This is a genomic window from Gelria sp. Kuro-4 (genome assembly GCF_019668485.1).
Lineage (GTDB): Bacteria > Bacillota > DTU030 > DUMP01 > DUMP01 > DUMP01.
Genome location: NZ_AP024619.1, coordinates 1,512,287 through 1,535,045, shown reverse-complemented (window position 1 = coordinate 1,535,045; position 22,759 = coordinate 1,512,287). Strand labels below are relative to the sequence as shown.

Here is a 22,759-nt window from a genome sequence, read left to right as displayed (position 1 = left end):
TCACTCTCCTGCCGGGCCCTCACGGCGGCCACCCCTGGGGTTCTTCTCCGTACCGGCCGCCGCGAGGTCCCGTTCGATGGCTTTGACTATACTGTAAAGAAAGCGGTAGAAAAAAGCAAGGAAAAGAAGGTGTACTGCCAGTCGCAGGATGCTCATGACGGACATGCACCATCACTCCCGGTACTCAAGGCAGGTTGAACCCAGAGTAATCTGATCGCCCGGCTCGAGCAAAGTCTCCGTAACGCACTCGCCGTTGACCCAGGTCCCGTTAAGGCTGCCCCGGTCTTTTATCCGCCACCCGTCGGCCGTCCGCACGAGCTCCAAGTGAACGCGGGAGATGCCGGGGTCATGCAGGACGACGTGATTTGTAGCGCGCCGCCCTACGTATATTATATCGCCCCACAGGGTGAAGGTAGAACCCCGGTCCGGTCCCGCGAGCACCACCAGCGTGCCCGCCTTCCGGGGCCGGAGGCCTTGCACCCTGTGCGCCGGGCGAAAGGTGAGCGTCGCCTCCAGCTCCTTTTTTTCGGCCGGCTCCGGGGGCGGCCCAGGCCGCTTCGTTGCCACAATGCCGATCGCAAGCCCCTCTCCCTTCACAATCTCCACCGTCACGGGCCCGGCCAGCGGGTAACCGCGCCGCCCGGCCTCTTCCGCCAGCTCCCGGGCCAGGCGGTCGGCCAGGTCCGGCCAGAAAGCAGCGCTGGCGTAATCGGCCGCCGGGAGACTTAATTCATAATGGTTGGCCCGCACCTTACCTCCGCCTCTGCTCTCCTCCAGCGCAGCCACCAGGTTGAGGCGCAGCACCTCCGGTAGCCGCTCCCGGCGCCGCACCGCCATGCGGCGGCGCCACCTCTCGCGTAAGCCGTCCAGCAGCCGCAGCGCTTTCACGCTCTCCCCTCCTCGCCGAGGACGCGGTGCCGGAGCTGCCCGCAGGCCGCGGAGATGTCGGTGCCCAGTTCACGCCGCACCGTGGTCGGTACTCCCCGGGCCCGCAGGATCGCAGCAAACGCCGTGATGCGCCGCCGGTCCGGGCGCGCCAGCCCCCGTTCGGCCACCGGGTTGAGCGGTATAAGGTTGACGTGGGCCGAAAGCCCCCCCACGAGTTGGGCCAGCGCGCGGGCCTGCCGTGCGGAATCGTTTACTCCGGCGATGAGGGCGTACTCAAAGGTCACCCGCCGCCCGGTTAAGGCGGCGTACTCGCGGCAGGCCGCCAGGAGCTCGGGGAGGGCATAGCGCCGGTTCACCGGCATCAGCCGGCTGCGCAGTTCATCTGTGGGGGCGTGCAGGGAAACGGAAAGGGTTAAGGGCAGCCCTTCGCGGGCCAAGCGGCGGATCCCCGGCACCAACCCACAGGTCGAGAGTGAAATGTGGCGGTAGCCGATCCCCAGGCCCTCCGGCTGGGCGATGAGGTGGATGAAGTGCAGCACGGCCTCGTAGTTGTCCAAGGGTTCGCCGGTGCCCATGAGCACCACGCTGCGCACCCGGCCGCCCTGGGCGCGCGCCTCCCGCGCCAGCGCCACCACCTCGTCCACCATCTCCGCCGCCTCCAGGTTGCGGGCCAGGCCCCCCAGAGTCGAGGCGCAGAAGCGGCAGCCCATGCGGCACCCCGCCTGGGAGGAGATGCAGGCGCTGAACCAGTTGCGGTAGCGCATCAGCACTCCCTCCACCGCCTGGCCGTCGCGCAAAGAAAAGAGGAGCTTCACCGTACCGGTGGCCTGGGAAAACTCGCGGCGGGTTACGGTAACGGCGTTCAACTCCGTCTTGTCCGCCAGGCGCGCGCGCAGTTCGGCGGGAAGGTCGGTCATCTCGGCGTACGACCGGGCCAGCCGCCGGTACAGCCAGGTGTAGAGCTGGGCGGCGCGGTAGCGCGGCTCACCCCAGGAGCCGAGCAGTGCGGCCGCCTCTTCCCGGCTTAGGCCTTTGAGAGCGGTCTTTTCCACTCACCATCACCTCCCTTGCCGGCGCAGGCGGGCCAGGAAAAAGCCGTCCACCCGGTGCCGGTGGGGATAAAGCTGTAGATAACCCTGGTTCAAAGTCTCGGCGGACAGGTGCCGCCCCAGCTGCGGCGCAAGGCCCTCCAGCCGAAAGGCGCCGTTTTGCGCCAGAAAAGCCCTGACCACCGCCAGGTTCTCTTCCGGCTCGATACTGCAGGTGCTGTAAACGAGGACACCGCCGGGGGCCACCGCAGCGGCAGCCCCGGTCAAGATGGCCAGCTGCAGCGGCGGCAGGGAGGCAATCTCCTCCGGCGACTTATGCCAGCGCAGGTCCGGGCGGCGCCGCAGCACGCCGGTCCCGGAGCAGGGCGCGTCCACCAGCACCCGGTCGAAGCGACCCTGGTAGGCCTCAGGAAGCCGGCGGGCATCGCCCATCTCGGCCTGGATAATACTAAGACCCAGGCGGGCGGCGGCGGCCTGAACGAGTTCAACCTTGTGCGGGTGCACGTCGAGAGCCGTAACCTCCCCCGCATTGCCCATGAGTTCGGCCAGGTGCGTGGTCTTGCCGCCGGGGCCGGCGCAGGCATCCAGCACCCGTTCTCCCGCCCGGGGAGCCAGCGCGTGGGCCGCCAGCATCGAGCTTTCATCCTGCACCGTGAAGAGCCCCTCGCTGAAGCCCGGCAGGCGCTCCACCGCACCTGCTTCTTTCAGGTGCAGGGCTTCGGGCGCGTACAAGAAGTGGCCCACGGCAAAACCTCGCTCTTCAAAGTAGCCCACCAGTTCGCTGCGGCTGATGCGGACAGTGTTCGTCCTCAGCGTCAGGGGTGGTACCTCGTTGTTCGCCCGGCAGAGGCGGATGGTCTCTTCCACCCCGAGCCGCTCCAACCAGCGGGCGACCAGCCACTCCGGGTGAAAGTACTTCAAGGCGATGTGCCGCACCGGCTCTTTGTTCAGGTCAGGGTAGCTCAGCCGGTCCCGCTCACGGGCCAACCGCCGTAGCACGGCGTTGACGAACCCGGCACTGCCGGCGTGGCCCACCTCTTTGGCCTGTTCCACCGCCGTGTAACACGCCGCCCGGGCAGGGACGCGCGTGAAAAGGAGCTGGTAGGCCCCCAGCCGGAGCACCGCAAGCACAGGCGGGTCCAGTTTGTCCAGCGGAATACTGCTCCACCGGCTTAAAGCCCAGTCCAGGGTGCCCTGGGTGCGTACCGTCCCATAGACTAATTCGGTGGCCAGCGCGCGGTCCCGCGCCTCCAGGCCGCTCGAAGCGAGGGCCCGCGGCAGCAGCAGGTTGGCATAAGCCCCGCCCTCCTCCACGCGCCGCAGCACCTCCAAGGCCACAGCCCGGGCCGACCTCGCTTTTGCCACGCCGCTTCCCTTCTTTCACTCTCAGTGTTAGACCAGCCGCCGGGTGCGCACGAAAAACTCCGTCGGCAGGACCTGCCAACCCCAGGAAACAAACGCCGGGCGCTCTGGGCTGTACTCCACCCCGACAATCACGCGGTCGCGCACGTCCCAGTTTGTGGTGAGATGCGCCTGCAGGAAGTCCCCCAGCAGCGGCCCGCTTAAATTGGCAACGGCCAGGGCCAGGATGACATTGAGCAGATTAAAGTGCCCGCTGGTCAAAAGCAGCAACAGGAACACCGCCGAAGCGACAAAATTGGCGGCGGCAATGGTTGTTCCACAGCGTTTGTGAATGGCCAGATGCCGCTCGCCCGCCACCAGGCGCCCGTAGCCGATCTGCGCCGCCTCTTCAATGAGGCGCGGGTCGGCCGCCCCGTGGATGTAAAAGCCGTCCTCCGCTGCGTTACCAGCGAGGTGCTGCGGTCCAAAGCGTTCTTCCAGGACGTTGATGGTGGCATGCTCCAGGGCATGATTCTTCCGCAGGTTCGGGTTCAGGGCGATACGCGCAAGCTCACCGGGGACGGTAAAAAAGTTCCACAGAGAGCGCAGCGTAAAGCCAAAGGGCAAAAGGAGCAGATTCAGGAGAAAGAACGCGGCCAGGGGTAAAATCAGCCAGGGGAAAAAGACGATGAGGAAGAGAAAAAAGAGAAGGAGCGGCACCTACACCGCCCCCTTTGCCGCCGGGCGGCCGATGAGATCCAGCACCGCCTGCCGTACCCGTTCGATGTCCACGCGGGTGTCCACGCAGGGGCCGTAGGGGCGTTGGTTTAGAATCCCCAAGGCCGGCAAAGGATAGACATCCTGCAGCCCGCTGGTGAGGTCCCGTTCACAGGCCACCGCCACCACCGCCCGCGGCCGCAGTTCCTCCACCCGTTTGCGGGCCAGGGTTCCCCCGGTGACCACCGCCAGGTTAACGCCCAGCTCCCGCGCCAGGAGCACCAGGTCCTTCACCTGACAGCGCCCGCACAACCGGCAGTTGTTGACGTCCATGGTGATCTTGTGCGGGCAGCCTGAATACTGCAGGCAGTGGGGGGCCAAAATGAGAAGCCGGGAGGGCGCCACCGCCACCTGGCGCGTCCTGACCAGGGCGTTGTTAATCTCGATGAACGAGCGTTCCAGTTTTTCCTTGGCCACATGGAAGAGCCGGCCCAGGTACATCACCAGGGGCAGTAAGCGCGTGATCAGGATGCTCACCGGCCGCTCCAGGAAGGGAAACGGCCGGTGCCGGAGGATGATGAGCACCACGCCGACAAGTCCCAGGAAAGCCGTCAAAATGACGATGGCAAAGAAAACCCCCAGGCCGAAGAACACCAGCCGCGACAGCCCGTCCAATCCGTGGAAAAACACATGCCAAAGCCCGGCGGTGAACCCGGTGAGCGCCAGGAGCAGGCTGAGCGCGATTCCGAGAATGAGCCTTTTCCTCGCCAGCATCGCTTTCTCCCCCCTCAAACCTCTGGCTCAGCGGCCCCAAACATCGCCTTCTGCAACCCGGTAGCCGCTGGCGAACGCCGTCGCCGGCATCGCCCGCCTGCCGGCCGGCTGCACCTCCTCCACCAGCAGCGCGCCGGCCCCGCTCCCGACCAAGATACCGCCGCCGCCCTTGACGGCGAGCACCCGGCCCGGCTCCCCCGCCGCTTCTTGCACCGGGCGCGCCCGCCAGATCTTAACCGCTTTGCCGGCCACCCGGGTCACGGCGCCCGGCTGCGGGTTAAGGGCGCGCACCCGCCGCGCCAAAGCGAGGGCGGGCTCCTGCCAGTCAAGCACCTCGTCTGCCCGCGTGAGCGGCGGCGCGTAGGTGGCCTCCGCCTCGTCCTGCGGCCGCCGCGGCGCCTGCCCGGCCCGGATGGCGCGCACAGTGGTAAGCAGCAGCTCCGCCCCGCGCGCCGCCAGCCGGGCGGCCAGGGTGCCGGCCGTATCATCGTCGCGAATCGCTTCCTCTTCCTGCAGGATGATGTCCCCCGTATCCAGGGCCGGGGCCATGTACATGGTGGTCACCCCCGTCAGCGCATCACCGTTTAAGAGCGCCCACTGGATGGGAGCCGCGCCGCGCAGGCGCGGCAGCAAGGAGGCATGCAGGTTGACGCAGCCCAAAGGCGGCAGGTCAAGCAGGGCAGGCGGCAGTATCTGCCCGAACGCAACCACCAGGATAAGATCTGGTGCCAGCTCCTTCAGCTGCGCGATAAAAGCCGGCTCGCGCACCTTGGGCGGCTGCAGGACGGTCAGGCCCAGGGCCAAGGCCTGCTCCTTCACCGGCGAAGGGAGCAGCCGCTGCCCGCGCCCGCGCGGGCGATCCGGCTGGGTGACCACCGCGGCGATCTCAAAGCCCGCCGCGGCCAGTTTGTCCAGAGAGGGCACGGCAAAGGCAGGTGTTCCCATAAAGATGAGCCGCATGTTTATCTTCCCCCCTGGCCTTCATCCATTTCTCCTTCGCTCTGGGCCGGGCGCAGGTTGCGGGCCTTGTCGACAAAAAGGATCCCGTCCAGGTGATCGATTTCATGCTGCAGAGCCCGGGCCAGAAGCCCTTCCCCAACGATTTCGCGTTCCCGGCCCCGGGCATCCAGGGCCCGCACCGTCACCTTCTCGCTGCGCACCACGTCGCCCACCAGCCCGGGCAGGCTGAGGCAACCCTCGACCCCGTCCTGGGTACCTTCCCGGGCGATGATCTCCGGGTTGATCAGCTCCAGCGGTCCTTCACCCACATCGATCACTACCAGGCACTTGAGCACTCCCACCTGCGGTCCAGCCAGGCCTACTCCTTCCGCCGCATACATGGTACGCAGCATGGCGGCCAGGATCCGCTTCACCCCGGCATCCACGCGGTCAACGGGCTGGGCCTTCTCGCGCAGCACTGGGTCACCGTAAAGGCGAATCTTTAGGGTATCCATGCTGTCCTCTCCTCTTCCTACTACAGGTAAGACATGGGATCAACGTCAACGCTCAGCCGGGCGCCCTGCCGCCGCCAGCCGGCGTTGAGCTCCGGCACCTCCACCGCCAGCCGCCGGCGCAGCTCCCCCAAGTCCGTACCCTTAAAGATCGCCTGCCAGCGATAATCGTCCCCGGTCTTCGGAAAGGGGCAGGGCGCCGGCCCCTCCACCTCGACCGCGCCGGCTGCCAGGCGTGCCATTAGTTCCTCCAGGAGGCGCCGGGCCGCCTCCTCGCTCGGCGCCAGGGCCCGCACCAACACCACCTCAGCAAAGGGCGGGTAATGGTGTCGCCGGCGCCGGGCAAGCTCGGCACGGTAGAAACCGCCATAGTCGTGTCGCCCGGCGCATACTATGCTGGTATGCGCGGGATTGTATGTCTGGAGGATCACCCGGCCCGGCGCCTCCCCCCGCCCGGTACGTCCCGCCACCTGCTCCAGGAGCTGGAACGTCCGCTCCCAGGCATAGGGGTCGGGAAGGTGCAGGGCCAGGTCGGCACTGATGATACCCACCAGGGATACCCGGGCGAAATCCAGCCCTTTGGCCACCATCTGCGTTCCCACCAGCACATCGGCCTCATGCGCGGCAAAGCTGCTGAGAATCCGGTCGTGGGCCCCGCGCCGCACCGTGGTGTCACCGTCCAGGCGCAGAATGCGGGCAGCAGGCAGGAGCTGGGCGGCCGCGGCCGCCACGCGCTCCGTACCGCACCCAAAATCGCGGATATAGCGGCTGCCGCAGCGCGGGCAGGTACGGTAGGGCAGCGCCGTGTAGCCGCAGTGATGGCAGACGAGCCGCCCGCTGTCTTGGTGCAGGGTAAGGGCGAGTTCGCAGCGCGGGCAACTCGCCACCAGTCCGCACTGCCGGCAAAGAACAAAGGTGCTGTAACCGCGGCGGTTCAAAAAGAGAATGGCCTGCTCTCGCCGGCCGACGGTTTCCTCAAGCGCCTGCGCCAGGTTGCGGCTGAAGATGCTGCGGTTGCCCGCCGCCAGCTCCGCCCGCATGTCCACCACCGTAACCTCCGGCAACGGACGCCGGGCAATGCGCTCCGGCAGCGTCAGCAGCCGGTAACGCCCCTGGGTGGCATAGTAATATGTCTCCACCGCCGGCGTGGCACTGCCCAGGACGAGCACCGCCCCTTCCTGCCGGGCGCGCCAGCCCGCGACTTCGCGCGCCAGGTAGCGCGGACTCTCCTCTTGCTTGTAGGCCGGTTCATGTTCTTCATCCAGGATAATCACCCCGGGGCGGGCCAGCGGGGCAAACAGGGCCGAACGGGCGCCCACCACCACCCGCGCCTCGCCCCGGCGGATGCGCTCCCACTGGGCGTATCTTACCCCGGCACTCAAAGCGCTATGTAGCACGGCCACTTCCCGGCCGAAACGCCGGGCGAAGCGCTCCAGGGTCTGCGGCGTCAAGGCTATCTCGGGAACGAGCATTATCCCGCCCCGTCCCTCAGCCAGCGCCGCTGCCAACGCCCGCAGGTAAACCTCCGTTTTGCCGCTCCCCGTCACCCCGTGCAGGAGAAAGGCCTGGTAGTTCCCTTCCTTCACCGCCGCGCCGATGGCGGCGGCAGCTGCGGCCTGCGCCGGCGTAAGCTCCGGCGGCACCCCGCAGGACAAGTCGGCGCGGAGGGCGTTTTTTCCTGCCGCTGCCGGCGCTTCAGCGGCCAGAGAAACGGCGCCACGCCGGAGCAGCCCCTTCAGGCTATCAGCCCCTGCATCCGCCAGCGCCAGGAGCCGGGCGCGCGCCAGGGGGGCCGGCACCTCCGCCAGCGTTTTAAGCAGGCGGGCCTGAGCCGGGGCGCGTCTTTCCAGTTCCCGGCTTAAGGCCAGGGCCTCTTCCGGCGGGACGGCCAGCCCCACCTTAAACTGCCGGGCGCGCGCCGCCTGCGCCCCGGCCCGCGGCGGTAGGATAAGGCGCAGGGCTTCCACCAGGTGGCAGACGTAACGCTCGCTGAGCCAGCGCACCAGTTCCCAGCCGGCCGGTGTAAACAGGCCCTCGGCCAGCACGGCGGCGATGGACCGTACGCCCTCCACCGGCGGCGCCGCCTCCGGGACCACGTAGCCCGTCAGCCACCGCTTGTTAAATGGTACGCGGACCGCGGTCCCGCAGCGCACCCGGCCGGCCAGCTCCACCGGGACGCTGTACGTAAAGGCCCTGTTCGTCCCCGGGTTTACAAGGTCCACCACCACGGCGGCCAGCTCCGGCATCGCTTCACCCTCCCCCGTGGTTATTTCGGCGCCGCGTCTGCCATATCCTTTCGCGCCGCCACCGCCCGGTTCCAGATGGCCGCAGCCACCTCCTCCTTCGCGGCCCGCGGCAGCTCCTCCACCCGCCCATCCGGCCACAGTATCTTCACCTCATTGGCATCGCTGGCAAAGCCGGCGTCGCTGCGAGTGATGTCGTTGGCCACAATGAAATCCAGCCGCTTCCTTAGCAACTTCTCCCGGGCGTTCTCGGTAAGGCGCGAGCTTTCCGCGGCAAAGCCGATCACCAGCTGTCCCGGCTTTTTGCGCGGCGCCACCGCCGCCAGAATATCGGGCGTCCGCTCCAGCTCCAGGAGCAGGGACTTATGCTCGCCTTTCTTAATCTTTTCCGGGCTGAAGGCCTTGGGCCGCCAGTCCGCCACCGCCGCCGCCATCACCAGCGCCGTTGCCCCGGAAAAATGCTCCAGCACGGCGGCGCACATCTCCGCAGCGGTGGTCACCTCGACCCGCTCCACCCCGGGCGGGACCGCCAGGGCCGTCGGCCCGCTGATTAAAGTCACCGCCGCGCCGCGGGCCGCCGCCACCTGCGCCAGGGCATAGCCCATCTTGCCGCTCGAGCGATTGGACAAAAAGCGCACCGGGTCGAGCGCCTCGCGCGTCGGGCCGGCCGTCACCACCACCCGCCAGCCCGCCAGGTCGCAGGCCGGCCTGAGCAGCTCTTCCGCCGCTGCCACAATGGCTTCCGGGGCCGCCAGGCGTCCGGGGCCGCTCGTGCCGCAAGCCAGCCGGCCGGTCTCCGGCTCCACCATGTGGAAACCCCGCCCGCGCAAAATGGCCAGGTTCTGCTGCACGGCGGGGTTAAGGTACATGCTGCTGTTCATGGCCGGCGCCACCAGCACCGGCGCCCGCGTCGCCAACACCGTCGTCGTCAACATATCGTCGGCCAAGCCATGGGCCAGTTTGGCCAGCACGTCGGCGGTGGCGGGAGCGATGAGCACTAAATCCGCCGCCGCGGCGTAAGCGACATGGGCGACGTTCCAGACCGGCGGGGCAGCGAACATGTCAACCACCACGGGCTGGCCGGTGAGGGTTTGAAAGGTAAGCGGTGCCACAAAACGGGTGGCCGCCTCTGTCATAATCACCTTAACCGTATGCCCGGCCTGAACCAGGCGGCTGGCCACCTCCGCCGCCTTATAGGCGGCAATGCCGCCGGTTACGCCGAGGATCACCGTCTTTTCCGCCACCGGTCACCCCTGCCTTTTATCCTCAACCTGGCCCTCCGCTCCCGGCGTCACCACGGTCACCACACCGGCGGCAAATTCCTCCAGCGCCATGGTAACAGCCTTGCCTTCAACCTCTGGAAGGCGAGGAGCCGCACCGTTCATGAGTTGCCGGGCACGCTTGGCCGTAGCCGCCACCAGCAGGTATTTGTTCGGGATCCTCTTCCGCAGCGTTGCCAGGCTTGGTCCTTTCATACCAACTGTCCCCCCAGTAGTTCCTTTAGCTCGGCATCGCTAAAGCGCTCCACCCGGGTATGCTCCGCCAAGAGAATGGCCTCCACCCGGGCCACAGCTTGCTCCACCTTGTCGTTGATCACCACGTAGTCATAAGAACGTACCTGAGCGATTTCGCTCTGGGCGGCCGCCAGGCGGCGCGCCCTTTCTCCCAGGTTTTCCGTGCCCCGGCGCGTTATCCGCGCCTCCAGTTCCACCAGGGAAGGCGGCAGCAGGAAAATAAACACCCCTGCGGGGTAGTTCGTCTTCACCTGCATGGCTCCTTGCGTGTCGATCTCCAGCAGCACGTCCTGCCCCCCGGCCAGCTTTTCCTGCACGTACGAGCGCGGCGTTCCGTAAAGGTTGCCGTACACCTCCGCCGACTCCAGAAACTCCCCTGCCGCGCGCTTGGCGAGAAACTCTTCCCGGGTGAGAAAGAAATAGTTGACCCCGTCCCGTTCACCGGGACGAGGGCGCCTCGTGGTGGCGGACACCGAGTAGGCCAGGGCGGAATTGCGCTGCCGGAGCAGCTGGCAAACAGTGCCCTTGCCGGCGCCGGAAGGCCCCGAAAGCACCACCAGCAAGCCCTGCGGCACTTACCTCACCCCTTACTCTTCTTCGTCGTCCTCTTCATCGTGGTCCGCCAGGCGGTTGGCCACCGTCTCCGGCTGCACCGCCGAGAGGATCACGTGGTCGCTGTCGGTGATGATCACCGCCCGCGTGCGCCGCCCGTAGGTGGCGTCAATGAGCATGCCCCTGTCCCGGGCCTCCTGGACGATGCGCTTGATGGGCGCCGACTCGGGGCTCACAATGGCCACGATGCGGTTGGCCGAAACGATGTTGCCGAAACCGATGTTGATGAGACGTATTTCCACCACTTAAACCTCCTCCGTAGGCTGGACCGCCGCGCCGGTCCCCGGGCAGCGCTCTTTCCTACTCGATGTTTTGCACCTGTTCACGCATCTTCTCCAGCTCCGCTTTGCACTCAACCACCAGCTGGCCGAGGCTGAGGCCCTGCGCCTTGGCACCGATGGTGTTAACCTCGCGGTTGGCCTCCTGCAGCAAGAACTCCAGGCGCCGGCCCACCGGACCCTCCCCTGCCAGCGCTTGTACGAGCTGATCCAGATGGCTCGCCAGCCGCACCAGCTCTTCGGTAACGTCCGCCCGGTCGGCCAGAAGCGCCACCTCCTGTGCCAGCCTGAGCTCGTCGATACCGCCCGCCACCTCTAGTGTAGCCAGACGTTCCTTCAGCCTATCCCGGTAGAGGCGGGGAACTTGGGCGGCTTCCCGCTCGAGTGCTGTATGGAGCTGACGCAGGTTAAGAGCACGCTCCCTTAGATCGGCGGCCAGGGCCTTCCCTTCGCGCGCCCGCATCGCCAGGACCTGCGCCAGCGCCTCTTCCAGGGCCGCCGCGCAGGCCGGCCACCAGGCCTCCAGGTCAACCTGCTCCTCCTCCACCTGGACCACCTCGGGAAGGGTGAGCAAGAAGCCCGGCGTAACCCCCGTTTCCGTGTTAAGCTCCGCCGCCAGAGCTTGGGCTGCCTGCCAGTACGCGGCCGCCAGCTGCTTGTCCACCCGTACCGTTTTGGGCCACGCCCGGCCGCTCACCGTAACCCACACCTCTACCCGGCCGCGGGCCAGCGCCCGGCCGAGCCTCTGGCGCAGGCGCTCTTCCCACTCGCCCAGTTCGTGGGGCAGGTGCAGCATCCACTCGACAAAACGGTGGTTGAGGGTACGAATCTCCACCGTGAACGTTGTGTCGCCCGCTCGGGCGCTGCCCCGGCCAAAGCCGGTCATGCTGTGCACGTTATCGCTTCCCTGCAAAAGTGATGCCCGCCTGCCGCAGCCGCTTTACCGCCTCGGCCAGGCGGTCTTCGTCCACGGTAAGGGCAATGCGGAAAAAGCCCTCGCCCTGCTCACCGTAGCCGTTGCCGGGCGCCACGTTCACCCCGGCCTGCTCGAGTAAGAGCGCGGCAAACTCTTTAGAGGTGTAACCCGCCGGCACCGGCGCCCAGACGTAAAAGGTGGCCTTGGTGGGCTCCAGCCGCCAACCCAAGCTGTTCAGACCTTGGATGATGACGTTGCGCCGGCCGGTGTAGATCTTGTTCATGCGCTCGATGATGTCCTGCGGGCCGGTCAGGGCGGCGCGCGCCGCCAGCTGCACGGCGTCAAACACGCCGGAGTCGACATTGGTCTTGATGATGGAGAGGGCCGCCAGGACTTCCTTGTTACCTACGGCAAAGCCCACGCGCCAACCCGTCATGTTGTACGGTTTGGAGAGGGAGTTGAACTCGATGCCCACCTCTTTCGCCCCCGGTGTCGCCAGAAAAGACGGCGCCCGGTAACCGTCAAAGGTGGTCTCGCAGTAGGCAAAGTCGTGGCAGACGATGATGTTGTGGCGGCGGGCAAAGTCCACCACTTCAGCGAAGAACTCGGGCGGCGCCACCGCCGCGGTGGGGTTGTTCGGGTAGTTGAGAAAAAGGAGTTTCGCCTGCTCGGCCACTTCCGGTTCCACGGCCGTAAGGTCGGGCAGGAACCCGCGCTCGGGGGTCAGGGGCATTGTGTACGGCCGGCCGCCGGCGAGGAGCGTACCGGTGCGGTACACCGGGTAGGCCGGGTCCGGTACCAGGGTGACATCCCCGGGGTCCACGAAGGCCCAAAAGACGTGCGCAATACCTTCCTTGGAACCGATGAGTACCAGCACTTCGTTTTCCGGATCGAGCTTTACCCCGTAGCGCTCGTCGTACCAGCGGGCAATGGCTTGCTTGAGCTCAGACAGGCCCTCATAGGGGGGATAGCGGTGCGTCGCCGGGTCGCGGGCCGCCGCGGCCAGCGCCTCCACCACATGCTCGGGTGTAGGCTTGTCCGGGTCACCGATCCCCAGGTCGATCACATCCACGCCCCGCGCCCGGGCCGCGGCCTTGAGTTTGTCGATCTCGGCGAACAGGTAGGGCGGTATCGCGGCGATACGCTTGGCACGCTGAATCAATGTTTTAACCTCCCTCAACAGCTTGTCATCGGTCGCTTTTTATCAGTGCTTTTCATTTTTACGCTGGACCCGAGGTTGTCGGCCTCCGTGGGGGAATGGCCCTCGGGTTGCCCTTCTCACGCCAGGGTGGCAAGGTCCAGCAGGTACTCGCCGGTAAAAACCGTGGCGGCCGGCCCCGTCATGTACACGTGGTCGTTTTCGGCCCAGAGGATCTCGAGGTCCCCGCCGGGGAGGTGCACGGTAGAGCGGCGCTCGAGCCGCCCTGTGAGGGAAAGCGCCACCACCGCGGCACAGGCACCGGTACCGCAGGCCAGGGTTGCCCCAGCCCCGCGTTCCCACACCGCCACCTGCACCTCCTGTGGGCCCAGTACCTGGGCGAACTCGACGTTGGTCTTGCGCGGGAAGGCGCTATGGCTTTCCACCGCCGGGCCCAGGGTTTGCCACGGCAGCCGCGCCAGGTCATCCACCTGGATCACGGCGTGGGGGTTGCCCATGGAAACCGCGGTGAAGGTGAGCTTGGTACCGTCCACCGTAAGCTCGGCCTCGCGCACCGGTCCCGGGCCGAAGCCCGCCACCGGAATCTCGGCGGCGGTAAGGCGCGGCCGGCCCATGTCCACCCGCACCTCCTGCACCTCGCCCCCGCTGACCTTAAGCTGCGGCTTAATGATACCGGCAAGGGTTTCCACGGCCAGGTTCGTCTTCTCTGTCAGGCCTTGTTCGTAGACGTACTTGGCGAAGCAGCGGATGCCGTTGCCGCACATCTCGGCTTCGCTGCCGTCCGGATTGAAGATCCGCATGCTAAAATCGGCCTTTTCACTGGGCAGCACCAGGATCAGGCCGTCGGCGCCGATGCCAAAGTGGCGGTCGCAGAGCGCGCGCGCCGTCCGGGCCAGGTCGTGCCGCGCCGGATCCAAATCCCGGGTAAGGACAAAATCATTGCCTAGACCGTGGATTTTATGAAAATGCACGTTCAGGCCCCACTTTCATGTATTATTACCCATTATATCAAGCTGGCGCTTTTCTGTCCACCCAGAGGCCCAGAGTAGTCCCCGGCCGAGAAACGACCCGCCGGCCACCAGAAGGAGCAGGGCCCACTCGCGGCCCGTCAGAGCTGCGGTGGCAAAGACCCGGCTTAAAACAGGATGATAGAGAACGGCCCACTGCATACCGAACGAGACGGCCGTAGCCCCGAAAAGATACGGGTTGCTGAACAGGCCGACGGCGAATACCGAGCGGGTCTCCGAACGGCACTCGTGCACATGAAACAGCTGCTGTAAAACCAGCACGGTAAACGCCAGGGTGCGCGCCAGCGGCAGCCCGCCGCCGCCATACAGGCCCAGCATGAACACGGCCACCGTGAAGACTCCAATCGTCAGGCCGCGCAGCAGGATCTTACGCGCCAGGCCGCGGGAAAAGACGCTTTCCCCCGGGTGGCGCGGCGCTCGCTCCATAATGTCGGCAGTCGGCGGGTCGAGCCCCAGTGCCAGGGCAGGCAGGCCGTCGGTGACCAGGTTCACCCAGAGGATCTGCGTGGGAAGGAGCGGCAGCGGCATCTCCAACAGGGCGGCCAGCAGCATGGTGACGACCTCACCGATGTTGCAGGCCAAGAGATAGCGAATGAACTTCCTGATGTTGTCGTAAATGGCACGCCCTTCTTCGACCGCAGCGACGATGGTGGTGAAGTTGTCATCCTGGATGACCATGGCGGCAGCCTCTTTGGCCACAGCAGTGCCGCTCTGCCCCATGGCCACACCGATATCGGCCTCCTTGATGGCGGGGGCGTCGTTGATGCCATCGCCGGTCATGGCCACCACGTGGCCCCGGCGCTTCAGCGCCCGCACGATGCGCAGCTTGTGGCGGGGACTGACGCGGGCATAGACCGAGAGCCTTTCCACCTTCTCTTCCAGCTCGCGCTGGCTCCAGCTCTCCAGCTCGGCCCCGGTGGCCACCCCGTTTTCCCAGGGCAGGCCCAACTCTTTAGCGATGGCCACCGCCGTCGCCTGGTGATCGCCGGTGATCATCACCGTCTTGATTCCGGCCCGCCGGCAGCGCGCGATGGCCTCCCGCACGCCGGGCCGCGGCGGGTCGCTTAAGCCCACGAGGCCGACAAAAACCAGTTCGTTTTCGAGTTCAGGACCCGCTTTCGGCTCCAAGTCAGGCAGGTCCCGGTACGCCACCGCCAGCACCCGCAAGGCCTGTCCCGCCAGGGCCTCGTTCCGGCCAAGCCACGCTTTCCGCGCGCCGGCGTCCAAGGGCCGTACCTGCCGCCCGTCGTGGTAGGCCCGGCAACGCTCCAGGACCACGTCCGGGGCGCCCTTGACCAAGAGCCGTACCCCGGCACCCCAGCGGTGGGCCGTGCTCATGAGTTTACGGTCAGAATCAAAGGGCACCTCGCCAAGGCGGGGGTGCTCCTGTTCCAGAAAGCCGCGCACCAGCCCGGCGGCGGCCGCCGCCGTCAGCAGCGCTGCCTCGGTGGGATCGCCCGTAGCCATCCATTTTTCTTCCCCTTCCAGCCGCCGGCGCCACAGGTTGGCCACCGCCGGCCCGGCGCGCGTGAGGACGGCGTTATTGCAGAGGGCACCGATGGTAAGGGCGAGCTCCCGGTCCTCCGCCTCGATCCGGCGCAGGCTCATCCGGTTCTCGGTCAGCGTCCCGGTCTTGTCGGCGCAGATCACCGTGGTACAGCCCAGGGTCTCCACCGCCGGGAGCCGCCGGACGATGGCCTGCCGGCGGACCATGCGCTGCACCCCCACCGCCAGGGCCAGGGTCACCACCGCCGGCAGCCCCTCGGGGATGGCCGCCACCGCCAGGCTGATGCCGGCCATCACCAGTTCCAAGGGGGGGCCGCCGCGCCGGAGCCCGAGGAAGACCACCACGGCGCAGATGGCGATACAGCCCGCCACCAAAAGCCGCCCGAGCTGGTCGAGCCGCCGCTGCAGCGGCGTAAACTCTCCCGTATCGCGTTTTAAGAAACGCGCTATCTGGCCCATTTCCGTGCGCAGGCCGGTCGCCACCACCACGGCTTCGGCCTTGCCGCGCGTCACCAGGGAGCCGGCAAATACCATGTTGCGCCGCTCGGCCAACGCTGCCGCCGGGGGCAGCTCCCTTACCTCTTTGGCCACCGGCAAGGATTCTCCCGTTAGGAGCGACTCGTCGCAGGCCAGATCCCAGCTCTTAACCAGCCGCGCGTCCGCCGCCACTCGGTCCCCGGCCGCCAAGAGCAGCAGGTCTCCGGGCACCAGCTCGGCCGCCGGAACCTCCACCTCCAGCTCCCTGCGGCGGCAGCGGGCCCGGGGGGCGTTAAGCTGCTTTAAGGCCGCCAGCGAGCGCTCCGCCCGGTACTCCTGAAAAAAGCCCAAGGCCGCGTTCAAGATGACGATGGCCAGGATGGTGACGGCATCGTTCCACTCGCCCAGAAGGGTCGAGAGCAGGGCCGCCGTAAGGAGCACCAGCACCATGAAATCCTGAAACTGCGCCGCAAACACCTGCAGGGCGCTCTTCTTGCGGCGGGCGGGGAGCTCGTTGCGGCCGTACTCCAGCTGCCGTTGACGTGCCTGGGCCGGTGCCAAGCCGGTGACCGGGTCGGTTTTTAGGTAGGCAATGAGGTCGGCAAGGGGCCGAGCATGCCATGGTTGCACCGCATTCTCTCCTCCCTGGGACTGGTTCCAAGAAAATCCCTATGCCCCAGGGACGGAAAAAATAACCCGCCCAAATTGACCCCCGTTCCCGGCCGGGTTATACTGAAGTGTAACCTGGAAAAAAAGAGGATGATGGTTATGGCCTTCGATGCTGCAATGCTAAGCGCCTTGGAACCGGAACTCCACGCGCTGTGCGGAAGCCGGATCCTGAAAGTTTACCAGCCGACCCGCCTGGAGCTCGTCCTCACCCTGCGCCACGAGCGGGAAAACGTGCGCCTGCTCGTCAGCGCTCATCCCGAACGGGCGCGGCTGCACCTCACCACCCGCACGCAGCCCAACCCGGCGGTACCGCCTGCCTTCTGCATGTACCTCCGGCGTCACCTGGAAGGCGCCCGCCTCGTGGGCATCCGCCGGCCGCCGGCCGAACGCATCATCGGTCTCCGCTTTGAGGGGCGCGATGAGCTGGGGGAGCGGCAGGATTTAGAGCTTATCGCAGAGATCATGGGCAAGCACAGCAACATCATCCTGGTAAACACCAAAAGCGGCCTCATTTTGGAGGCCATCAAACACGTCACAGAAGAGATAAACCGCTTCCGGGAGGTTCTGCCCGGGCTGCCCTACCGTAATCCCCCGGCTCAGGACAGGGTGCCGCCGGCTGAACTCACCGAGCTGGCCTTTTATTCCGCCCTGCAGGCCCGGGGGAAGGCGGTGGTGCCGGCCCTCGTTGGCACCCTGTCCGGCTTCAGCCCGCTCCTGGCCCGGGAGGTGGCCGCCCGGGCCGGCGTGGACGAGCGGCAAAACGTACGGCAGGCCACCCGGGCCGAGCTGGGGCGCCTGTGGCACGCCCTGGAGGAGGTGTACGCTACGCTCACCAACGGCGCCTGGCGGCCCACCGTCTACTTTACCCCGGAAGGCCGGGTGCTGGAGGTAGCCCCCTTTCCCCTCGTCCTCTTCGCGGGGATGGCCGCGCAAGGCTTCTCTACCGCCAGCGCCGCCTTAGACTGTTTTTACGGCCGGAGGGAAGAGGAGGAACTCATCAGCACCACCCGGCACAACCTCCTCGCGGTGGTCACCCGCGCCAAGGAGCGTGCCGAGAAAAAGCTCGGCCTGCACCTGGAAGCGCTCGAGCAGGCCGGCGCCGCTGAAGCATACCGCCGCTTCGGCGAACTGCTCTTCGCCTATGGCCAGAACGTGCCGCCCGGGGCAACTGAGTTCGAGGCCGAGGACTGGGAAAGCGGCGCCCGCCTGCGCATTCCCCTCGATCCCCGCCTTACCCCCGGGCAAAACGCCCAGGCCTACCTGCGCCGCTTCACCAAAGCCAAGAAAACCTTAAGCGCCGCACGCGAGCAGGCCATGCACGACCGGGAAGAGCTCGCCTACCTGGAGAGCCTGGCCCTGGCCCTGGAGGAAGCCCGGGACCTCACCGACCTGGAAGAGATCCACCTGGAGCTCGAGAAGGAAGGGTATGTCAAGCGGCCGGCCCCCGCCCGGCACGGGGCCGCACCCCGGGCGCCGCGCTCGGAGCCGTGGAGTTTTCTTTCCACCGACGGCTGGACCATCCTGGTCGGCCGCAACAACCGACAAAACGACCGTCTCACCCTGCGCCTGGCCCGTCCCCACGACCTCTGGCTGCACGCGCAGAACATCCCGGGTTCCCACGTGGTGGTGCGCTGTCCCGAGGGCCGAGAGCCGCCGGAGACCACCCTGTACCAGGCAGCGCTCCTCGCCGCCTACCACAGCCGCGCCCGCCTCTCCTCCCGGGTGCCGGTGGACTACACCCGCTGCCGGCACGTGCGCAAACCCGCCGGTGCCCGCCCCGGCTTTGTCATCTACGACCACCAGCGCACCCTCTACGTAACGCCCTCCGCAGAAAACCTGAAAGCCCTCCAGAGCGTGAGCTCCTAGAGGGCTTCTTAGTTCTTAGACCTCCTGAAGCGCCCCTTTTCACCGACCCCCGGCGGCGGCCTTGGCCGGGGAAGCTTCGTGCGCCGCCTGCGCCCGGTCTTCCGGTTCGCCGGCCGGTGCCGGGCCCGTCTCCTCTTGCGCCGTAGGGAGAATCAGGTTGAGCACGATGCCGATGAGCGTCGCGAGCGGCATGCCGCTGACATTGAAACTGCCGATGTGCAGTTCCGCTCCGCCGATGCCGATGACCAGGATCACCGAGGCCAGAATCAGGTTGCGGGTTTGGGAGAAGTCCACCTGGCTCTCCACCAGCATGCGCACGCCGGCGGCGGCGATGGTGCCGAAGAGGAGGATGGAAATGCCGCCGAGCACCGGGGTGGGTATGGTCTGGATGGCCACGCCCAGCTTCTGCACGAAGGAGAGGACCACGGCAATGGCGGCCGCCCAGCCGATCACCCAGACGCTGTAGACCCGCGTGATGGCCATCACTCCGATGTTCTCGCCGTAGGTGGTGTTGGGCGGTGCACCGAACAGGGCCGCCAGCGAGGTGGCCAGGCCATCGCCCAGGATGGAGCGATCGAGCCCGGGATCTTTGGTAAAGTCGCGGCCGACGATGTTGTTGGTGACGAGGAGGTGTCCGATGTGTTCCGTGATGCTCACCACCGCCACCGGGGCGATGAGCAGAACGGCCGGAAGCGAGAAGCGCGGGGTTACAAAGGGCGGCAGGGCAAACCACTCGGCCGCGAGCACCGGCGTCAGGTCAACCAGGCCCTGGGTGAAAGCAAAGCCATAGCCGGCGAGGATACCGATGAGGATGGGGATCACGTTCAGGATGCCCTTGAGGTACACCGAGGCGATCACCGCCACCGCCAGGGTGAACATGGCGGTCCAGACCCCGGGGGAGGTCAAAAGGTTGATCGTCTGGCCGTCCTTAGGCAACAGCCCCGCCATGTCCACGGCTGTGCGCGCCAGAGCCAGGCCGATGACGATAACCACCGAGCCCACCACCACAGGGGGCAACAGCCGGTCCAGCCAGCCCGTACCGGCCTTGTGGATCACGGCGGCCACCGCCACGTACACCAGGCCGGCCACCAGGCAGCCGCCCAGTGCAGCTGGAACCCCGTAGTACTTGCTGGCCACAATGATGGGAACAATGAAGGCGAAGGAAGAGCCCAGGTAGGCGGGGATTTTACCGCGGGTGCAAATGATGTAGGTGAAGGTGCCTAAGCCGCTGCCAAGAAGAGCCACGGAAGGATGAAGTCCGGTCAAGATAGGAACCAGGATGGTGGCGCCGAACATGGCGAACAGGTGCTGGATGCTCAGGGGGAGGGTCGTGAGAAGGGGCAGCCTCTCCTCAGGGTTGATGATGCGGCGCACGTTAACTCCTCCTTTGGGTGATATAGAAAAACCTCCTCGCCGGCCTGCACCGGTAAGGAGGTTGTGTCCTTCCCTCCCCTTACCGGCCTCACAGGACCGCCTTAAAGGGGTTTTCACCTAGGGTTCCAGAAGAACCACCCGGTCTTCACCATCGGTTTCTTTAAGTTTTACTGCTACTTCCTCGCGATGCGAGGTGGGAACATTCTTGCCGACGAAATCGGGGCGGATGGGCAGTTCGCGGTGACCGCGGTCGATGAGCACGGCCAGCTGGATGGAGCGCGCCCGCCCCAGGTCCATCACCGCATCCATGGCGGCGCGCACCGTGCGGCCCGTATAGAGCACGTCATCCACCAGCACCACCCGCTTGCCTTTCAGGCTGAAGGAGAGCCCTGTAAGCTCCCGCGGCGCCGTGCCGGCCGGTTCGCCCCGGTCGTCCCGGTACGGCGTGATGTCGAGGTGGCTCACCGGTATTTCCTGTCCTTCAATCTCGTGGATCTTCGCCGCCAAACGCTGCGCCAGGGGGTAACCGCGGGTACGGATGCCCAGGAGCACCAGGTTCTCGGTGCCTTTGTTGCGCTCTAGAATTTCATGCGCAATGCGGGTCAGGGCACGGCGCACCGCATCGGCGTCCATCAGCTGCGTTTTTTCCTTCGGCACCTGCATCGGCCCCCTAGCTTAAAAGCCTTCCCGCGGCTGGCGGAAAGGCTTTGCTGCGCTCCTTACCAGCCTCACGGGACTAGTTTCAAGGCCCTTTTATCGGCCTAAGTTTACCATGCCGCCTGCAAATCGTCAAGGATTTTTTTCGTCCTCTTTCCCCGCCCGCAGGGCAGCCAGCACCGCCGCCAGGTCGGAAGGCAAGGGGCTGGTGAAGGCAAGCTCCTTCCCGTTCACCGGGTGAACAAAACTCAGGCGCGCGGCGTGCAGGAACTGCCGCTTAAGGCCCAGGTTCCCCTGGCGCCGTCCGTAGACGGGGTCACCCACCACCGGGTGGCCGATGAAGGCCAGGTGCACCCGGATCTGGTGGGTGCGTCCCGTCTCAAGCCGTGCCTCCAAGAAGGTGTAGCGGGAAAAACGCTCGCGCACGTAAAGGTGTGTCCGCGCCGGGCGGCCGTTGTGTTCCACCACCGCCATCTTCTTACGCTGCACCGGGTGGCGCCCGATGGGCGCATCCACCGTGCTCACATCGGGTGCGAGCACCCCGAAGGCCAGGCACAGGTAGGCGCGCTCAACCTCATGCACCTTGATGGCTGAACTGAGACCCCGCTGTGCCGCCTCGCTCTTGGCCACCACCAAAAGACCGGAGGTGTCTTTGTCCAGCCGGTGCACGATGCCGGGGCGCAGCACCCCGCCGATCCCCTTAAGGCCGGGTCCACAGTGGGCCAGGAGGGCGTTCACCAGCGTTCCCCCGGCATGGCCGGGCGCCGGGTGCACCACCACGCCGGCCGGTTTGTCTAGGACGATAAGGTGCTCATCTTCATAGACGATGTTGAGCGGCAGCGGCTCCGCCTCCACCGCCAGGGGGAGCGGCGGCGGCACCACGGCTCTTACTTCCATGCCGGCCGTAAGTCTGAGGCTGGCCTTCGCCGTCTGCCCGTTCACCGTAACCCGGTCTTCAGCTATCAGGCGCTGGGCCTGGGAACGGCTGAGACCCAGCCCGGCCGCGGCCAGAAAAACATCAAGCCTGGTACCGGCTTCCTCCGGGCGCACCGTCAGAACGTGCCGGGTGCCTTCAGGGGTGGAAGGGCCGCTCACGCCCGCTGCCCCTCGGCCCGCAGAAGATGGAGGAAAAGCAGTCCCACGCCCACCACCACCGCCATGTCGGCCACGTTGAACACCGGCCAGACGCGAAAATCGAGAAAATCCACCACGTAGCCGAAGCGCAGGCGGTCGATGAGGTTGCCCAGCGCCCCGCCCAGTTCCAGAGCCAGGGCCAGGCGCAACCAGCCGGCCCCCGGCCCCAGGCGGCGCGCGTAGATGATGATGGCGGTGGCCACCACCGCCGTGACGGCAATAAAAAGGCCGGTCTGGTACTTGAGAATGCCGAAGGCCGCGCCGGGATTCTGCACGTAGGACACGTGAAACACCCCCGGCCAAACAGGTATGCTCTGCCCCGGTAAGAGACGGCGCCGTACGGCCAGTTTGGTCACCTGGTCCAAGAGCACCACCAAGCCGGCACCGATAAAAATCCGCACCAAGAGTCCCCCTTTGCTGTTCTCCCCTCCCGGCGCTCAGCTGCGCCGCCTGGAACGACCTGGGCTGGGGCGGGCCCGGCCAAAGAGCTCCGCCGGGTCCTCGATCACCACTTCCTCCACGTCTTCCACCGCCCCGCGCTGCTCGTCGGAATTGATGTAGGTGTCGTTGTAGGAATCGACGCCGCCTACGTCCTGGGGCCCTTCGGACGTACCGTAGCGGGCCGCTGCCTGCCAGGCGTCTTCGCCGTCGAAGCCCACGTAGTCGGTGTTGTCAAGGAAGGTGCGCCCAAATGGTTCGTCTAAAACCGGCTCCTCCAGCGGCCGGTCGGACGGCCCCCACTCGCGCCGCTCCTCCTTCTCCTTGCACTCCCGGCAGAGCGTCGTCCAGGGCACCGCCTCCAGCCGGTCGAGGTCGATGTCCCGGCCGCAGAGTTCGCAGCGGCCGTAGGTGCCGCTCTTGATGCGGGCCAAGGCCTCCTCCACCTTCCCCAGGAGCACGCGCGTATTGTCCAGGAGCCCCAGGTCTTTGCCGCGCTCGAAGGTCTCGTCTCCCAGGTCGGCGGGATGGTTATCATAGGCGGAAAGCTCCCCCACCGAGTCCGCCTGGGCCTCGTCCAGGCCGTACCTGTGTATGGTTTTGGCCCTGTCGCTGAGCTCCTCTCTTTTCTTTTCCAAAAGAGCGCGGAAGCGCCGGACATCTTCCAT

General features: G+C 66.4%; 23 protein-coding genes. 1 reads left to right on the top strand and 22 read right to left on the bottom strand.

Annotated features, from left to right (window positions below):
- The 17 genes from K5554_RS07665 to K5554_RS07585 form a co-directional block, all read right to left on the bottom strand.
- Window positions 1–165: a hypothetical protein gene (locus K5554_RS07665; RefSeq protein ID WP_221037923.1), complete on the bottom strand. Its 165-nt coding sequence runs from the start codon at window positions 163–165 to the stop codon at window positions 1–3.
- 6 nt (window positions 166–171) lie between these two features.
- Entirely contained in the window at window positions 172–888 is a 717-nt protein-coding gene (locus K5554_RS07660; protein ID WP_221037922.1) for an FhaA domain-containing protein, read from the bottom strand.
- Window positions 885–1,940, bottom strand: coding sequence for a 23S rRNA (adenine(2503)-C(2))-methyltransferase RlmN (gene rlmN, locus K5554_RS07655; protein ID WP_221037921.1), 1,056 nt, complete (start codon window positions 1,938–1,940; stop codon window positions 885–887). The genes K5554_RS07660 and rlmN overlap by 4 nt, the downstream gene beginning before the upstream one ends.
- 6 nt (window positions 1,941–1,946) lie before the next feature.
- A complete protein-coding gene (rsmB, locus tag K5554_RS07650; RefSeq protein ID WP_221037920.1) occupies window positions 1,947–3,302 on the bottom strand; it encodes a 16S rRNA (cytosine(967)-C(5))-methyltransferase RsmB in 1,356 nt (451 codons plus the stop codon).
- Window positions 3,303–3,329: 27 nt separating this feature from the next.
- A complete protein-coding gene (locus K5554_RS07645) occupies window positions 3,330–3,998 on the bottom strand; it encodes a DUF6391 domain-containing protein (protein ID WP_221037919.1) in 669 nt (222 codons plus the stop codon).
- Window positions 3,999–4,769: a DUF116 domain-containing protein gene (locus tag K5554_RS07640; protein ID WP_221037918.1), complete on the bottom strand. Its 771-nt coding sequence runs from the start codon at window positions 4,767–4,769 to the stop codon at window positions 3,999–4,001.
- 27 nt (window positions 4,770–4,796) lie between these two features.
- A complete protein-coding gene (gene fmt / locus K5554_RS07635) occupies window positions 4,797–5,729 on the bottom strand; it encodes a methionyl-tRNA formyltransferase (protein WP_221037917.1) in 933 nt (310 codons plus the stop codon).
- 2 nt (window positions 5,730–5,731) lie between these two features.
- Window positions 5,732–6,223: a peptide deformylase gene (def, locus tag K5554_RS07630; RefSeq protein ID WP_221037916.1), complete on the bottom strand. Its 492-nt coding sequence runs from the start codon at window positions 6,221–6,223 to the stop codon at window positions 5,732–5,734.
- Window positions 6,224–6,243: 20 nt separating this feature from the next.
- The gene (gene priA / locus K5554_RS07625) at window positions 6,244–8,466 is read right to left on the bottom strand and encodes a primosomal protein N' (protein ID WP_221037915.1); all 2,223 of its coding nucleotides are present in this window, start codon (window positions 8,464–8,466) and stop codon (window positions 6,244–6,246) included.
- A gap of 20 nt (window positions 8,467–8,486) precedes the next feature.
- Window positions 8,487–9,707 carry a bifunctional phosphopantothenoylcysteine decarboxylase/phosphopantothenate--cysteine ligase CoaBC gene (gene coaBC / locus K5554_RS07620; RefSeq protein WP_221037914.1) on the bottom strand — a complete coding sequence of 407 codons (1,221 nt, stop codon included), beginning with the start codon at window positions 9,705–9,707 and terminating at the stop codon, window positions 8,487–8,489.
- A 3-nt stretch (window positions 9,708–9,710) separates the two neighbouring features.
- A complete protein-coding gene (gene rpoZ, locus K5554_RS07615; protein WP_221037913.1) occupies window positions 9,711–9,938 on the bottom strand; it encodes a DNA-directed RNA polymerase subunit omega in 228 nt (75 codons plus the stop codon).
- On the bottom strand, window positions 9,935–10,552 hold the full coding sequence (gene gmk / locus K5554_RS07610; RefSeq protein WP_221037912.1) for a guanylate kinase: 618 nt from the start codon (window positions 10,550–10,552) through the stop codon (window positions 9,935–9,937). Before gmk ends, rpoZ begins: the two co-directional genes overlap by 4 nt.
- 12 nt (window positions 10,553–10,564) lie before the next feature.
- The gene (remA, locus tag K5554_RS07605) at window positions 10,565–10,831 is read right to left on the bottom strand and encodes an extracellular matrix/biofilm regulator RemA (RefSeq protein WP_221037911.1); all 267 of its coding nucleotides are present in this window, start codon (window positions 10,829–10,831) and stop codon (window positions 10,565–10,567) included.
- 58 nt (window positions 10,832–10,889) lie between these two features.
- Window positions 10,890–11,753, bottom strand: a complete 864-nt coding sequence (locus K5554_RS07600; protein WP_255565599.1) for a YicC/YloC family endoribonuclease — start codon at window positions 11,751–11,753, stop codon at window positions 10,890–10,892.
- 10 nt (window positions 11,754–11,763) lie between these two features.
- On the bottom strand, window positions 11,764–12,942 hold the full coding sequence (locus K5554_RS07595) for an LL-diaminopimelate aminotransferase (protein ID WP_221040553.1): 1,179 nt from the start codon (window positions 12,940–12,942) through the stop codon (window positions 11,764–11,766).
- 119 nt (window positions 12,943–13,061) lie between these two features.
- Window positions 13,062–13,913 carry a diaminopimelate epimerase gene (gene dapF / locus K5554_RS07590; protein WP_221037909.1) on the bottom strand — a complete coding sequence of 284 codons (852 nt, stop codon included), beginning with the start codon at window positions 13,911–13,913 and terminating at the stop codon, window positions 13,062–13,064.
- A 15-nt stretch (window positions 13,914–13,928) separates the two neighbouring features.
- Window positions 13,929–16,583 carry a calcium-translocating P-type ATPase, PMCA-type gene (locus K5554_RS07585; protein WP_221037908.1) on the bottom strand — a complete coding sequence of 885 codons (2,655 nt, stop codon included), beginning with the start codon at window positions 16,581–16,583 and terminating at the stop codon, window positions 13,929–13,931.
- A gap of 138 nt (window positions 16,584–16,721) precedes the next feature.
- Here K5554_RS07585 and K5554_RS07580 point away from each other — a divergent pair, with 138 nt between their 5' ends.
- Window positions 16,722–18,488, top strand: a complete 1,767-nt coding sequence (locus K5554_RS07580; protein ID WP_221037907.1) for an NFACT family protein — start codon at window positions 16,722–16,724, stop codon at window positions 18,486–18,488.
- Window positions 18,489–18,527: 39 nt separating this feature from the next.
- Here the strand turns inward: K5554_RS07580 and uraA are convergent, their stop codons facing one another.
- The 5 genes from uraA to K5554_RS07555 all read right to left on the bottom strand — a co-directional run bounded on the left by uraA (window position 18,528) and on the right by K5554_RS07555 (window position 22,759).
- Window positions 18,528–19,862: a uracil permease gene (gene uraA, locus K5554_RS07575; protein ID WP_221037906.1), complete on the bottom strand. Its 1,335-nt coding sequence runs from the start codon at window positions 19,860–19,862 to the stop codon at window positions 18,528–18,530.
- 117 nt (window positions 19,863–19,979) lie between these two features.
- Entirely contained in the window at window positions 19,980–20,525 is a 546-nt protein-coding gene (gene pyrR, locus K5554_RS07570; protein ID WP_221037905.1) for a bifunctional pyr operon transcriptional regulator/uracil phosphoribosyltransferase PyrR, read from the bottom strand.
- A 126-nt stretch (window positions 20,526–20,651) separates the two neighbouring features.
- A complete protein-coding gene (locus K5554_RS07565) occupies window positions 20,652–21,614 on the bottom strand; it encodes an RluA family pseudouridine synthase (protein WP_255565324.1) in 963 nt (320 codons plus the stop codon).
- Window positions 21,611–22,054 carry a signal peptidase II gene (lspA, locus tag K5554_RS07560; RefSeq protein ID WP_221037904.1) on the bottom strand — a complete coding sequence of 148 codons (444 nt, stop codon included), beginning with the start codon at window positions 22,052–22,054 and terminating at the stop codon, window positions 21,611–21,613. Before lspA ends, K5554_RS07565 begins: the two co-directional genes overlap by 4 nt.
- Before the next feature lie 36 nt (window positions 22,055–22,090).
- Complete coding sequence (locus K5554_RS07555) at window positions 22,091–22,759, bottom strand: TraR/DksA C4-type zinc finger protein (RefSeq protein ID WP_221037903.1); 669 nt, start codon at window positions 22,757–22,759, stop codon at window positions 22,091–22,093.